The sequence below is a fragment of the Oryzihumus sp. genome (genome assembly GCF_036391795.1).
Lineage (GTDB): Bacteria > Actinomycetota > Actinomycetes > Actinomycetales > Dermatophilaceae > Oryzihumus.
The window spans coordinates 1-16,006 of the sequence record NZ_DASVZH010000101.1 but is presented as its reverse complement, the minus strand read 5'-3'; the positions used below and the strand labels follow the sequence as shown (position 1 = coordinate 16,006).

1 protein-coding gene is annotated in these 16,006 nt (G+C 69.6%); it reads left to right on the top strand.

Features of this window, described 5'->3' with window-relative positions; genetic code table 11:
• Nucleotides 1-8: 8 nt before the first annotated feature.
• Nucleotides 9-16,006, top strand: a 15,998-nt coding sequence (locus VF825_RS06005) for a hypothetical protein (protein ID WP_331111174.1), incomplete at its 3' end; no start/stop codon positions are given.

The window sequence follows — 16,006 nt, the reverse complement described above, 5'->3', positions numbered from 1 at the left end:
TGGGCGGCGTGATCGCCAATGCCAACCCCTTCGCCGAGATCATCCTGGACAACGCGACGATCAATGCCGGGGCGGTCACCCTGACCGCGACGGCGAACGCCAGCCCGAACACGACCGGTCTCATCGGCCTGGTCAACGTGGATCAGGTCTCCTCGACCTGTGCCAGCAACGGGACCACCTACGAGGGACCTTGCGCCCACATCGCTCTGCTTCACGCGTCGGGCATCGTCAGCACCGGGGCCGTGTCCCTGAGCAGCACGGTCACGGACACGGTCACCGCGGTGACCAACGGCACGGGCAACACGGACCCGACGGCGGATGCCGCGGTCTCGATCTCGGTCATCAACGCGACCGCCATCACGCAGGTCTCGGGGACCAGCTACATCCAGGCCCAGGGCACGCTGACCATCGCCGCTCGGAACACGACCAACGTGACCAGTACCGGCGACGCCACCCAGGCCACCGCCGGCGCCGGCATCGCGGCAGCCACGGTCAACACCACCACCCGGGCCTTCATTGATGCCTCCGGCGCGCAGCCGACCACAGGCACCAGCATCTCGATCACGGCCGACACCAACGACACCGCGGCCTCCTCGGCCAAGGCCAGTCCCGGCGGGGCAAAGCAGAACAGCTCCGGCCACGATCCGAACACGCTGACCAACGGCAACGCCAACGTCCAGGGCGACAACGGGGCGAGCGGCACCAGTCACAGCACCTCGAGCCAATCGATTCCGGTGGCCGCCGCGCTGGCCTTCACCCACCTCGGCGACGACACGAGGGCGTACGTCAGCGGCAGCAATGACCTGCGCGCGCCGGGCGGCTCGATCACGATCCACGCCTCCTCGGTCAACTCCGCGCCCACGGTGGCCGATGGCAGCACGACGTCGGCCGACAGTGGATCGCTCAGCGTCGGCGTGGCGGTGGCGATCGAGGTCGCCAGCGTCACCACCAGGGCGTATGCCGCCGACAACAGCAGGCTCGAGAGCCCAACGATCACCGTCGAGGCGCCGATGCCGGCGTCGGGACCCGCGACAGACGCCTTCAGCGCCACGGCCACCTCGGGCCACGGCGACGCCAGCGCCTTCGATCTCGCCGGGTCGCTGGCACTGGTCGTGTTGACCATCGACCGCGAGGCGACGCTGCCCGACAACGCGGCCGTCAACACCGGCTACGGCAGCGGCGGGCAGGGCAATCTCACCCTGACCACGACCTCGAGCGCGACGAGCGAGGCCAAGGCCACCGCGCACGCCAACGTGTTCGACCCGAAGGCAGCCGGGGTCATCTCGGGCAACACGATCACGCTGCCCTACAAGATCAAGCACACCAGCACGCCGCTGGCCGAGCACGACGGACTGGTCTACTCAAACGGCGGCGACACCTCGATCGGCGGCCTGGTCGACGGCGCCAAGTACTACGTCATCAACCTCAACGACAGCGGCGCCGGCGAGGTCTTCCAGCTCGCGGCGACCAGCACCAGCACCACTGCGCTGGGGCTCGACCCGCACACGGCCACCGGCACCCAGCACAGCCTGAAGCTCGACGACGGGGTGGACGGGACCGGCATCGGGGCCTCGTTCGCGATCAACATCGTCAACGACACCGAGACGGCCGCCCTGGGCAACAACACCACCCTCACGGGCGCTGGCAATCTGACCCTGAACGCCACGACCACGAACACGATGACCACCGAGGCCGAGAACGGCGCGGAGGGCAGCGTGGCCATCACACCGACGGTGGCCGTCTCGATCTCCAACGTGACCACCCAGACCGCGATCGGCACGGGATCATTGCTGACGCTGGGCGGCAATCTTGACCTCGAGTCCAATCAGACGGCGTCGGTGACCACCACGGCCAAGGGCGATACGGCCAGCTCGAAGGCCGGCATCGGGGCCTCGATCGCCATCACCTCGGCCAACCACATCGTCCGGGCCAAGACGTACCGCTACCTGACGACCACCGGCTGGATCAAGTTCGGTGCCATCGGCGCCTCGACCACCGACAGCGAGTCCAAGGCCAGCGGCGCCGGGGCCGACACCGCCTCGGGCGACGGCTCAGCCAGTAACGGCGACAACAGCAACGTCAACGGCCAGGCCGACGCCCAGCTCGGTCAGGCCAACTCCACCGCCAGCCACAACGGCACGGGCCCGAGCAGCGACTCGAGCACGCCGACAGCTTCAACGGCCGACCAGGGCGGTAGCGGCAGCGGCGGTTCAAGCGCCGTTACGGTCGCCGCATCGGTCAGCTTCAACCTGGTCCATGCCGCCACGGATGTGGGCCTTCCGCCCGACCTGACCGTGACCGCCGGCCAGGGGCTCACCCTCAGCTCCGCGGGCAACACCGATGCCACCGCAAAGGCCGACGGCGAGGCGGCCACCCAGGGCGGGTCGGCCAGCATCGGCGCCGCCGTGGCCATCAATCGCGTCTACGAGACCAACACGGCCAACCTGAGCGCCGGCGATGTGACCAATTCGGATGGCCTGACGCTGAGCGCGATCATGAACCCGACCGGGTCGGGCATCACGGCCGACAGCACGCACAGCTTCGTGGCCCAGGCCGTGTCCGGGGCCCAGGGCAGCTCGAGCGCCAACATCAACGGCTCGCTGGCCCTCAACATCATCGACGTTAACACCTCGGCCGCGCTGCTGCCGGGCGGCAACGACCTGCGCGGTCCCCCACAGGTCAACCTGACCAACCACGGTGCCGTGAACATGACCGGCACCTCGACCGTCGAGAGCACCACCGACGCGACCCCGGCCAAGCAGGTCTTCGACCCCAAAGCGCTCGGCGTGGTCGCAGGCAACACCATCACCCTCCCGGAGGAGATCACCACCGACTCCGGTCAGCCTCTGAAGACCGGTGACCAGGTCACCTACCGCAGCGGCGGCGGCGCCGCCATCGGCGGCCTCACTGACGGGCAGGACTACTGGGCGATCGTCAAGTCCCCCGGCCACATCCAGCTCGACGGCACCTCGCAGGCCGACGCGCTGTCCGGAAGCCCAACCGTCATCACGCTCGACCCGACCAAGGCCACGGGTACGCAGCACAGCCTCGAGATGGCCTCGACCCAGTCGAACTTCGACCCGGTCGGCGGCGTCAGCAGCAACACGATCACCCTGGCCACGCCATTGCTCGCCTCCGACGGCAACGCGCTCAAGTCCGGCGACAAGGTCACCTACGAGAACGGCGGCGACAAGACCTCCGTCGGCGGCCTGACCAACGGCAAGGACTACTGGGCGATCGTCGTCGACTCGACCCACATCAAGCTCGATGACACCTCCGCCGAGGACGCCAAGGCGACCAGCCCGAGCCACGTCGTCAGCCTGACCGCCCTGACCTCAGCTCAGACCAACGGCAAGCAGCACGACATCAAGCTGGCCGACTCCGGCGGGAGCGTGGGCATCGGCGCCTCGGTGGCGGTCAACCTGGTCAACGACACGACGCGGACGGGTACGCAGGCCAGCAGCGGCCAGAGCGACGCCGGGAACATCTCCGGCGCGGGCGACATCGTCCTGCTCTCGACCACCACCGACAAGATGAGCAGCGACGCCGAGGGAGGCGCGGCCGGAAACGTGTCGATCGCCGCCAGCGTCGCCGTCTCGATCCCCAACGTCACCACCATCGCCTCCTTCGCCGCCGCGCCGACCCCGGGAGCCATCGTGGCCAGCGGCAAGATCGATGCCACCGCCACCCAGACGGCCAGCCTCGACTCCAAGGCCGAAGGCGACTTCACCACCCAGAAGGTCGGGATCGGCATCTCGGTCTCAGTCGCGCTCCCCACCGACATCGTCGATGCCTCGAGCGCCCGCAGCCTGACGGCCACCACCGGCGAGATCTCCTTCCAGGCCAACGGCTCATCCCAGACCACCGGCGAGGCCAAGGCCGCGGGCGAGGGCGAGACCGGCGCGGGTGATGGCAAGAATTCAAGCGGCGGAGGCGGGACGAACAGCCCCAGCTCGTCGGAGACGGTCAACCAGAAGGCCGACAACCAGCTGGCCGGTGCCGAGAGCACGCAGTCGAGCAACACGGGCCGGACGTCGAGCACTTCGAGCACTCCGAAGGCGACCGACAGCGATCAACAGGACCAGGGCGGCAGCGGCGCGACCCTCAGCCTCGCAGGCGCGGTCGCCTTCAATCTCGTCACCACCAAGTCCACCGCGAGCTTCGCCGACGGCACCACGATCAACGCCGGTGGTGCCGTGACGCTGAAGACCTCGGCGCACACGACGGTCGACGGCGTGGCCGCGGGCGACACGAAGGTCAGCACCAGCGTCGGCATCGGCGCGGGGATCACGATCAACCTGGTCGACATCACCAACCGCGCCACGACCGGCGGCGCCTCGGTGAGCGCGAACGGCATCGACGTCGAGGCCGGCATGGGCAGCGTCCAGAGCTATGACCCAGTGTGGCTCTGCAAGAGCTCCGGCGGCTGCGGGCTCGTCGACTTCGGAACGGAGCTGCCCAGCTCGCCCTCGAGCGGCGATTACTTCAACCTGACGCAGGCCGTCGGCAGCAAGAGCCCCGGCGTCTACAAGTACGACGGGACCAACTGGAACGCGCAGACGCTCACCCAGGCCGGTGCCCTGCCCGACAGCGCCAGCACCGACACGCTCTACCAGGTCCCGACCAACGCGATCACCGCGGCGGCCACCTCGGGCGCCAGCGAGGGATCGAGCGTCGTGATCGCCGGGTCGTTCACGATGAACATCGTCCACAACCACACCGAGGCAGTGCTGGCGGCGAGCGCCGGCGGCCCGATCACGGTCGCCGCCGCGACCGGAAACGTCACGCTCCAGGCGACCAACCACGAGCTCGACTACACCAACTCCAAGGCGACGGTCGAGGGCGCATCGGAGAAGAACTCCGGCAACTCCAGCAGCGGCGGCTCCGGGGGCAGCGGCGGTGGTGGCGGCGGCGGCGGTGGTGGCGGCTCCGGGGGCGGCAGCAGCAGCAGCAGTGGAGGTGCCGTGGGCGTCGGCGCCTCGGTGGCCCTGAACATCCTCACCGACGAGGTCGTCCGCGCCGAGGTCGAGGACACGGTCGCCCTCACCGGCGCCGCCAACGTCGACCTCGAGTCGGCCTCCAGCCGCACGATCGAGACGCACGTCGAGGCCGGAGCCAGCGGGGCCAAGGACGGGATCTCGCCCGCGGTCGCGCTGGTCGTCCTCAACAACGACTCCTCAAGGGCGCGCCTGGGCACGTCGAGCACCGGCGTGAGCGCCACCGGCACGGTCACGGTGCACGCCAGCCACGCGGCCGATGTGGGAACCGAGGGCTCGGCCGACGCCGCCGGCTCCTCGGTCGCGGTCGGCGTCGACATCTCGATCAACATCCTGCTCGGCTGGAGCACCACGGCCGAGATCGCCCGGAACGTCACCGGCACGGCCGTCTCGGCGATCGCCGACTCGGAGATGAACAGCACCGCCACGAGCAAGGCGAGTGCCAAGGGCGCCGACAAGAGCAAGGAGTCGGGCGCCGACCAGAAGTCCAACCACGAAATCTCCAACAACCCCAACACCAACAACTCCAGCACCGGTAGCGCCAACACGGTCGGCACCGGCAGCACGTCCGCGGGCAACAACACCAGCAGCTCCAACAGCACCGCCAGCGGCCAGTCCGGCGGCAAGAGCGGCGGCCAGGTCGGGGTCGCGGCGTCGATCAGCGTCAACTGGGTCGTGGTCACCAACACCGCCCAGATCGATCCGGGCCTGCGCGTCAGCGCCACCGGCGGCGCGATTCTCGCCGGCGCCCACCAGCAGACCAACGCCACCGCCAAGGCGATCGGCCTGGCCTTCAACATCAGCGACGGCGGGACCCAGGTTGCGGCCGCCGTCGGCCTCAACGTCCCGCAGATCACCAACACTGCCACGGTCGGCGCCGGCGCGGTGCTCACCAGCTCGGGGTCCGGCGCCGGCATCACGGTCGAGGCCACCACCCCGTCCGGCAAGGAGAACGACTTCGTCGTCTGGGGGGCCGCCGGCGCCGGGGGGAAGAACAGCGCCAGCGTCGCCGCCTCGGTCGGCGTCCAGGTGATCAGCCTGCACTCGATCGCCTCCGTGGGCGCGGGCTCCCAGCTCAGCTCCGCCGGCGACATCAACGTCAACGCCAACGTGCCCATGGGCCTGCAGACTCTCGCCCTCTCCGGCTCGCTCTCGCTCCAGGGCACGGCGGTAGGCGGCGCGATCGCGGTCAACGTGATCCAGGATGTCCAAGACAAGGCCTACGTTGATTCGGCGACGCCGGGCGGCACGCCCACGTGCGGCACTGGCGGCACGACCTGCCTCAACGCCGCGGGCAACATCAAGGTCACGGCGAACACCACAATGGTGCCGCTGGCCCCGGCCGGTATCCCGCGCATCCCGGCCGACAAGCTGCCGAAGTTCAACTCGCTGGCGCTGGCCGGCGCGGCGGGCGGTGGCGACGCGGCGGTCAGCGGCTCGGTCGTGATCGACGTCTTCTCCTTCGACACCGAGGCCTACGTCGCGGACGGGGCGCAGCTCAACCAAGCCGCCGGCTACAACGCGGCCCTCGGTGGCTACACCGGCAAGGGCTCCGGACAGTCGATCACCGTCACCGCACAGGACGACACGCACCTCGTCAACGTCGCCGGAGGGATCGCGGCGACCCTCGGCGACGCCGGGGTCGGCATCGGCCTGATCGTCGACGTGATCCACAAGAACGTCAGCGCCAGGATCGGCCAGTCGGTGAGCGCATCGGCCGGCGGGGACGTCCAGGTCGGCGCGAGCTCGAGTGAGAAGTTCTTCGGTCTCGCCGTCCAGCTGTCGGCCTCGACCGGCGGGGCCGGCGTCGCGGGCTCCGTGATCGTGGTTGTCCTCGATCAGTCCGGCAGCAATGGGACCCGCGCCGCGATCGGCCAGAACAGCTCGGTTCACGCGCTCGGCAACCTCGCGGTGACGGCCAGCGACACGGCGGACAAGATAGAGATGTACGCCGGCCAGGTCGCCATCGGCCTCGACAGCGCCGGCGTTGGCGTCTCCGCGTCGATTCTCGTGCGCACCTCGGTCGTCGACGCCGGGATCGGCGCGGGCGACAGCATCCAGGCCAAGAGCGAGAACGGTGCCAGCTCACTCGCGCCGGGCCTGACGGTCAGCGCCACGCAGGGTGAGAACCTGTTCATCCTCGCGGTCGGCGGCAGCGGCGGCGGCGACGCCGGCGTGGCCGGATCGGTCACGGTGGACGTCCTCAACGACACCACCACGGCGCACGTCGATCCTGGCGTGAGCGTCAACGCCGATAACACCGGGGCAGGCTCGAGCGAGGGCATGACAGTCGCCGCCACCGACAACACCACCGTCAACGGCATCGCCGGCGCGCTGGCGATCGGCGGCACCGCGGGCGTTGGCGTCGGCGTCGACGTCGAGGTGCTGACCAAGGACACCGAGGCGAAGTTCCTCGACAACAGCAGTGCCAACCTGCTGGGCAACGTCGCCGTCACCGCCAACTCCAGCGAGAGCGTCCTCTCGATCTCGGCCGGGGCCTCGGTCGGGGGCAGCGCCGGGGTCACGGTCAACGCCGGCGTCTCGGTGTTCAACATCAGCACGAAGGCCTGGCTGGGGAAGTCGGTCAACGTGGATGCCAACGGCAGCGGCAACGTCGCCGCGGGCGAGGCGACCGACCTGAGCGTGATCGCGGGCAACCTGTCGGTGTCGGGCTCGGCCAGCATCGGCGCGGCCGTCGCGGTACCGGTGGTGACCAAGGACACCGAGGCGTGGATCGACCAGAGCGCCCAGGTGAACGCGCGCGGCAACGGCACGCCGATCAGCGCCGCCAACGGCTCGTTCGTCGTCTCGGTGCAGGACACGCGCTTTGATCCCAACGCCACCGGCGTGATCACGGCCGACCCGAGCAACTCGAGCGTCAATGACGTCATCAACCTGCCCTACAACGCCGGCTTCACCGAGGGCGAGCAGGTCATCTACTACAACGGCATCTCGGCGAAGGACTCCTCGGGCAAGCCGCTGCCGGCGCAGGGCAGCATCGGCGGTCTGCTCGACGGCGGCGTGTACTACGTCCATCTGCTGCCGTCGGCACCGAACACGACGTCCTTCCAGCTCAAATACATCAAGAACCCGATCTCGCTCGAGGGCCCGCGGAGCGTCCCGCAGCTCCTGACGCTGCACAACAACGACGGCACGGTGACGAACTTCTCGTTCGACGCCGCCCAGGTCACGAGCAACGAGATCTCCTACGGTGGCGGGCTGAACTCCGGCGACCGGGTGACCTACAGCGCCGGCGGCGGTGCGGCGCTCACCGGGCTGACCGACGGCGGCACCTACTACGCGATCTCGGTGGACGCGACGCACCTCAAGCTCGCCTCCAGCAAGTGCAACGCCACCGGCCTGGCGTCCGACTGCGGCGGGATCCCCGGCACCGTGACCCCGACCGCGATCGCGCCGGCCGCCGTCCCGCAGAAGCTCACGCGCAACAACAGCGACGGCACGACCACCGACTTCACCTTCGACGAGTCGAAGGTCTCAAACGACGTGATCACCATGGATGGCGCCGGGCTGAACGTCGGCGACCAGGTCGTGTACCACCGCCTCGGCACCGCGCCGCTCAACGGACTGACCGACGGTGCCACCTACTACGTGATCGCCGGCTCGGACGCCACCCACATCCAGCTGGCCCGCAACCCACAGGACACCCAGGACGAGGTCTTCACACTCGACAAGTCCACCGCGCAAGGGCGCGCGCACCGCATCGTGCCGGTCACGGCGGCGACGACGCCAGGCATGACCTCGAAGGTCTTCAGCCCGTCCCAGGACGTCACGGGGTGCAACGGCCCGAGGACCGTGTGCACGACCATCAGCTTGCCGTACACGCTCACGCGCAGCGACGGAAGCGCGCTGCAGACCGGCGATGCGGTCAAGTACTTCGCCGGCGGCGGCACGGCGATCGGCGGCCTGACCGACAACACCACCTACTACGCGATCGTCGGCTCGGGCGGTCTGCGGCTGGCGAGTTCGAAGTGCTTCGCCACCGGCTCGGGCACCTATGACCCGACGCCCAACGATTCCAACACCAGCGACGACAGCACGGCGTGCGCGGTGACGCCGATCAGCCTCAATGCCAGCGCGGCAACCGGCGACCAGCACAGCCTGATCCTCGACGGCGCCGTCCCACAGCCGACGGCCACCGACCTGGTCGGGCTGCGGACCGCAGCGCCGGGCGTGAACACCTCATTCCGGGGCCTGGCGGTCACCGCCACCAACCGCGACGATTACAACGCGATCGGGATCAGCGGCGGTGCGGCGGGCAGCGTGGCCGTGAACATCGGCGGCGCGGTCAACGTCGAGAGCGTCAAGACGTTCGCCTTCATCGCCCAGAACGCGAAGATCAACGCCACCAACAACGGCACGGCAGCCATCGGCCAGTCGGTCGACGTGGTCGCCGCCAGCGAGTATCACGAGCTGGGGATTGCCGGCGCGCTGGCCATCGCCGGCTCGGTCAGCGTCGCCCCCGGCGCCGATGTCCGCGTGGGCAACATCAACACCGACGCGCACATCGACTGGACTGACCAGGTCCTCGCGCTCAACGACGTAATCGTCAGCGCCTCGGCTAACGAGAAGATCATCTCGGTGGCGGCCGGGATCGCGGGCGGCGGGAGCGTGGGCGTGGGCGGCGCCGTGTCGGTGAACGTGCTGAACACCAATACCTACGCCTACATCGACTCTCCCAGCTGGAGCAACACGCTTCCCTACGCGATCGGGCAGATCGTCACCGGCTCGGACGGGAAGCACTACATCGCGCTGACGAGCACAACGGGCGTCGACCCGACCACGGACAGCGGGACCAACTGGCAGCTCGACACGACCAGCGGGTCCGTGACGGCCAACAACAACCTGCTGGTCGGAGCGAGCGACGACACGAGTGTCACCGCGGTGGCCGGCAGCCTCGGCATCGGGATAGCCGGCGCCGGGATCGGCGCCTCGGTGGGCGTGACCACGATCAGCAAGAACACGGAGGCCTGGATCGGCAGCGGTATGCGGGTCGACGCCAAGGGGGCGGGCTCCGACACGCTCGCGTCGGTGCCGGACGGCACGATCACCGACAGCGGCTTCGGCTACGCGGCGGGCTACCAGGGCCTTGCCGTCGATGCGGCCAGCACCGAGCGGCTGTTCGGGGTCGACGTGAGCGGCGGCGGCGGATTCGTGGGCGTGGCCGGCGGCATCGGAGTCGAGGTGATCAAGGCCACCACGATCGCCTATATCGGCGACGGCGCCCTGATCAACACCGACCGCACCGGCGTGGGCGCGCAATCGGTCACCGTTGCCGCCGTTGACGACGCGAAGGCCTTCGTCCTGGCCGGCGGCCTCGCCGGCGGCTTCGTGGGCATCGGCGGCGCGGTTGACGTGGGCGTGATGGAGAACTCCCAGCAGGCCTGGATCGGGTCGAATGCCGAGGTCCACAGCTCGGGTGACACGAACATCTTCGCCCTTTCGAAGAAGAGCGTCACGACGGCCGCGATCAGCGTCGGTGGCGGCTTCGTCGGGGTCGCCGGATCGGTCTCGGTGTGGACCATCGGCGCCGACGCCAAGTCGAGCTACAACGACGGCACGCAGGGCAGCGCACCGGTGTGGCAGAGCACCGGCTCCAAGACCTGCACCGACAAGCCCGGCCCGTTCGTCTACTGCGGGCCGGACCCGAAGACCGGGTTCAAGGGCGACCTCGTCACCGGCAGCGACGGCTACCAGTATCAGGCCAAGACCGACATCACCTCCGTGACCAACCTCGACCCGACCGCCCACAGCGGCGCGAGCGAGAACATCTGGGGCCAGGTGTCCGGCGACGCCCTGAACAGCGTGCAGAAGTGGGACGGCACAAAGGCCAACGACACCTGCGGCCAGCTCTACTGCACCGGCACCGTCGTCCAGGGCTCTGACGGCAAGTACTACAAGGCCACACAGGACAACAGCGTTAACCCGATCGGCGACGCGACTCACACCTACTGGCAGCTGACCTCCGGCACCGCACTCGGCGACGCCAATCAGTCCGGCTCCGGCGGCGATCCGAACAACGGCTACCAGAAGATGCTCACCGCCGGCGGCACCGGCCCGGCCAGCGGCAGCTGCAACCCCGGCGACACCGCCGACCGCGTCGTCTGCAACACGCAGACCGCCAGCAGCGCGATCGCGAACAACTCACCCAGCGCGCATTTCGCCGAGAACGCCTTCACCCTGGCGCGCGCGCCCCCCGCCGGGACGCGCGCATGGATCAAGGGCGGTGCCAACGTCTACGCCGGCGGCAGCGTGAACGTGATCGCCGCCGAGGTGCTCAGCTACCTCGGCATTGCCGGCACCGTCCAGGGTGGCTTCGTGGCTGTGGGCGGCTCGGTCCTGGTCGTCAACCTGAACAGCCACACCGACGCAGCAATCAAGTCCGGCACCCCGCTCCACCCGACAATCGTCTCGGCCGGAACGGGCTCTGGTGACAACATCACCGTCCACGCCGGACTGGACTCAAACGGTCACGGGATCGGCTTCACCGGCGGCGGCGGCTTCGTAGCCGTCGGAGCTCAGGTCTCCGTCCTGAACGACTCGAGCACGCAGTCGGCGGCAATCGAGAACGGCGTCCAGATCCCGCAGGCCGGCGGCACCGTATACGTCACCGCGCACGGCAACCGGACGCTCCGCTCGGAGTCGATCGGCATCCAGGGCGGCGCGGTCGCCGTGGGCGCCGCGATCGCCGTGCTCAACGTCGGCGGCTCGACCGAGGCCACGGTGGGCAGCGCGCTGATCGGGCAGGTGAGCGGCAAGACTGTCGGCGGGGTGGACGTGGCGACCGACTCGACCATCCACGCGCCCTCGATCACGATCATCGTCAGCGGCGGCGCGGTGGCAGCCAACGCAGGCGTGGCGATCGTGACCGTCAATCCGACGATCGAGGCCGACCTCGGCTCGAACGCCTACGTGACGGTCAGCGGCGCGCTCAACGTGTCCAGCTCCTCGACCATCGACGGACCGGTGCTGATCATCGGCGCCGTCCTCGGCGCGGTGGCGATCGGCGCCGATGTGGGCATCTTCAACGTCGAGCCTACGATCACCACCGAGATCGGCCCCGGCGGTCACATCACGGCGGGCGGCGCGGTCACCGTGACCACCAGCCTCAACCACACCGTCGATGCGACCGCGATCAGTGTCGCCGCCGGCGGAGTGACGTTCAGCGGCCTGTTCATCGAGGCCCAGAACAGCACCCAGGCCACCAACTTCATCGGCGATGGCTCGTCGGTGAGCGGCAGCTCGGTCAGCGTCACCGGCACGGCCACGGACGAGACCAGCGCCCCGCTGGATCAGATTGCGGCCGCCGGGGTGGGCGTGAGCGGAGTCGGCGCCATCGCCAGCGACACCACCAGCCTCGACGTGTACATCGGGCCCGCGTTCAGCGTCAGCGCCGCCGACCCGAGCCATCCGGCCACCGTGACCGCGACCGGCGCAGGCGGCGACACCGGCGGCGTGACGGTGAGCGTCTCGCTCACCGGCCCGGTGGTGGCCACCGTGCTCCAGCTCAGCGTCACGGCCGCCTTCTCAGGCGCCCTGATGATCAACGAGGTCACGGCCGACCAGAGCGCGCGGGCGTTCCTGGGCGACAAGGCCGTGATCAACGCCGGCAGCAACCCCGTGAACGTCACCGGCGTCGGGATCGCCAGCGCGGTGGCCGACGGGATGGGCATCAGCGCGGCCTTGGGCGGAGTCGCCGTCGGCGGTGCGTTCGTATCCGCCGAGCTGAAGCCCACCCTCGGCGCCTTCAGCACCGGCGGCGGCTCGATCACCGGCGGCAACGTGACCTTCTCCACTCGGCTGAACGTGGCCGGCGTCGACACCACCGACGGCACCGGAACCCCGGTCAAGCCGACCTACGCGCCGGTCGGCACCCTCGGGCTGGGCAGCCCGGTGACCGCCGAGCCCGCCTACGCCCACATCATCCTCGGCGCCGCCGGCCTCCTGGCGGGAATCGCGGCCGGCGACGTGAAGGCCACGTACTCGCCGACGGTTACGACCGGGCCCGCGGGGACGACCGGAATGACCGCGACGGGCACGGTTGCGGTGCTGAGCGCGGCCTACCAGCACGTGGTGGGCGACGGCTTGTCAGCCGGCCTCGCGCTGGGGGCCAGCATCGGCTTCGCGCTCGTGCACGTCACGGCGGGAGGCTCGTACACCACAAGCCTCGGCAGCGTGAACACCGGCGCCAGCAGCGTGCTGGTCAAGACCAAGGTGGACGTGGCAGGTACCGCCACCGGCCGTGCGATCGCCGTGGCGGTGGGTGGCAGCGCCGTGGCCGGCTTCATCGGGGCCACCGTGAATCCGACGATCTCGAGCGCCATCGGCGGGACCGCGCGTGCCAGCGGCAACATCGAGGTGGCGACGATCGTGAACTCGACGGCCAGCGCGACCTCGAAGGCCTTCGCCGTCGGCCTGGCCGGAGCGGTGGGGATCAACGATGTGGAGGCGACGCTGTCGCCGACGATCTCCGCCACCGCCTACGGCGCGATCTCGAGCGGCGGTGATGTCGTCCTTCGGGCGCTGAACAACTTCACCGGCACGGTCTACAACCCGGGCGGGCCGCTCAGCGACTCCTGGAACAACTCCAACGGCGCATTCGCGGAGACCACCCAGACCTCTGTCTCGGCTGGGCTGGCGGTCGGTGCGGCGGCGATCACCGCCACCGACAACACCTCGGCGGCGGCGGGCGTGACCGGCGGCACCGTCACGGCCGCCGGCGGCAACGTGGTGATCGCCTCGCGGTCCCCCCGCCGTGCGGTGCCGACCGTCGACATGACGAGCATTGGGCTCGCCACCGGTGCCGGAGGGATCCTCTCGACGCTGAACGTCGGCGGGGACGTGGCGGCGTACGTCGGAAACGGGTCCACGGTAAGTGCCCAGAGCGTCAGCATCACGTCCAACAGCTACAACACCGAGACCCAGTCGCTGCAGAACTTCGGCATCAGCGGCGGCCCGGACCTCAACCTCAACTTCGCCCACCTGGTCGACACCTCAGTGACCGAGGCCTACATCGGCCCGGCCTACTCGGGCAACACCCCGGGCACGGGCACGAGCGGCGCGCCGACCTCGGTCACCTCAACCGGCTCGGGCGGGATCACGGTGTCCTCGTCGGGGAATGCACAGGCCTCGGTCACCGCCGACTTCACCGCCCTGAGCGTTGTCGGCGCTGGGGCCATCACGAAGGCGGTGGCCACCAACAACGCGACGATTCGGTCGTTCCTGGGCGACTACGGCCAGGTGCACGCCAACAGCGCCGGTCCGGTCAGCTTCACCACCACCGGCATCGTGACGACGATCGTCTCGAGCACCGGAATCTCGGCGGCGGTCGGGGTGGGCGTCGGCGTCGACACGATCACGGCCGACAACGAGCCCACGATCGGGGCCTATGGCGTCCGCAACGGCACGATCACCGGCGGGTCGGCCACGTTTGAGACCGACGTGAACCAGAACAGCCCGGCCACGGGTCCCGCACAGGCCACCGTCCAGCTCGGCACCGCCTCGCTGATCGCGTCGGTCGGCGTCACCACCGTCACGGCGACCGACTCGCCGTTCGTGACGACTGGTCCGGGAAGCGGCTCGATCAGCGTTAGTGGCGCGATCACCCTCACCTCCAACGTCTACGAGCACGCGGTGGCCGACGACTCCTCGATCGCGGCCAGCCTCGGCGCCGCAGTCGCCACGGCGCAGCCGACCGCCACCGCCGGTGGCTCGACCACGACGCGGATGGGCGCGGTGGCCAGCGGCTCGGCCGGGACGACCTTCACGGCCATCTCGAACGTCAATGCCTCGTCGAGCGCGACCGGCCTGTCCGACGGCATCGCCCTCGGCGTCGGCGTCAGCGTCGTCGACACGGTGGCGACCACGAACCCGACGGTCTCGACGACGATCGGCGGCTCGCCGCACGAGTCCGGCCTGATCAAGGTCGAAGCGCTTGTGATCTCGGATGCGTCCGCGATCACCAAGGCGGTCGGGATCGGGGCGCTGGGCGCGGGCGCGGGCGCCGACGCCACCGCCACCAACACGCCGAACGTGTCGGCCTCACTGGCCGGCGGCACCTCGGACAACAGCGACATCCTGATCGCGGCGCTGAACAACTTCGACCTGCCCGGCGGCGGCAGCGTCTATCCGCTGGTGGGTGCCAACGACAGGTTCCTGTCCAGCAACGTGGGCGCCCAGTCGAGCAGCAAGAACGTAAACGTGTCGCTCGGGGTGAGCGTCGGCACCACAAGCGTGACCGGCGTCGATGACTCGTCCACTGCGGCCTTCGTGGCGGCCGGAGGGACGGTATCGGCGCCGAACGGCACCGTCGTCATCGCCAGCCGCACTCCGCACGTGGCCCAGCCGAGCCAGAGCACGACGAGCGTCGGCCTGCTCCAGTTCGCCGGGGAGGACGCCGAGGCCAACACAGGCGGGACGAACGCCGCCTACGTCGCCGACGGCGCGACGATCTCCAGCACCAGGGGGCTGAACATCAGCGCCGACACCCAGAACACGACGTCGGTCAGCAGCTCCAGCATCGGCATCTCGGCCATCGGCGGCAGCGGAATGACCTCCAAGGCCAAGGACACCTCGGTCACCGAGGCCTACATCGGACCCACCACGGGCACCACGCACAATGGTGCCCTGTCCACGACCTCGGTCGGCGTGGGCTCCGGCGGCGTGATCGTGGACGCCCTGTCGAACGCGCCGGTCACCGCGACCTCGCACATGCTCTCGATCGGGCTGTTCGCCAGCGGGGCATTCACGGACACCGAGGCCACCTCCAACGGGACCGCCCGGGCCTACCTGGGCGATCAGGCCGGCGTGACCGTCACCGGCGGCGGAGTGACGTTCGATGCCACAGGCAACTTCACCACCAGTGCCGACGGGACCGGCTTTGCCGCGAGCACTGGGTTCACCGTCGCGCAGCAGACGGTCAAGTCGGACCTCGAGCCGACCGTGAAGGCCTTCACCGAGTCGGGCGGCTCGCTGTCGGCCGGTGCACTCAA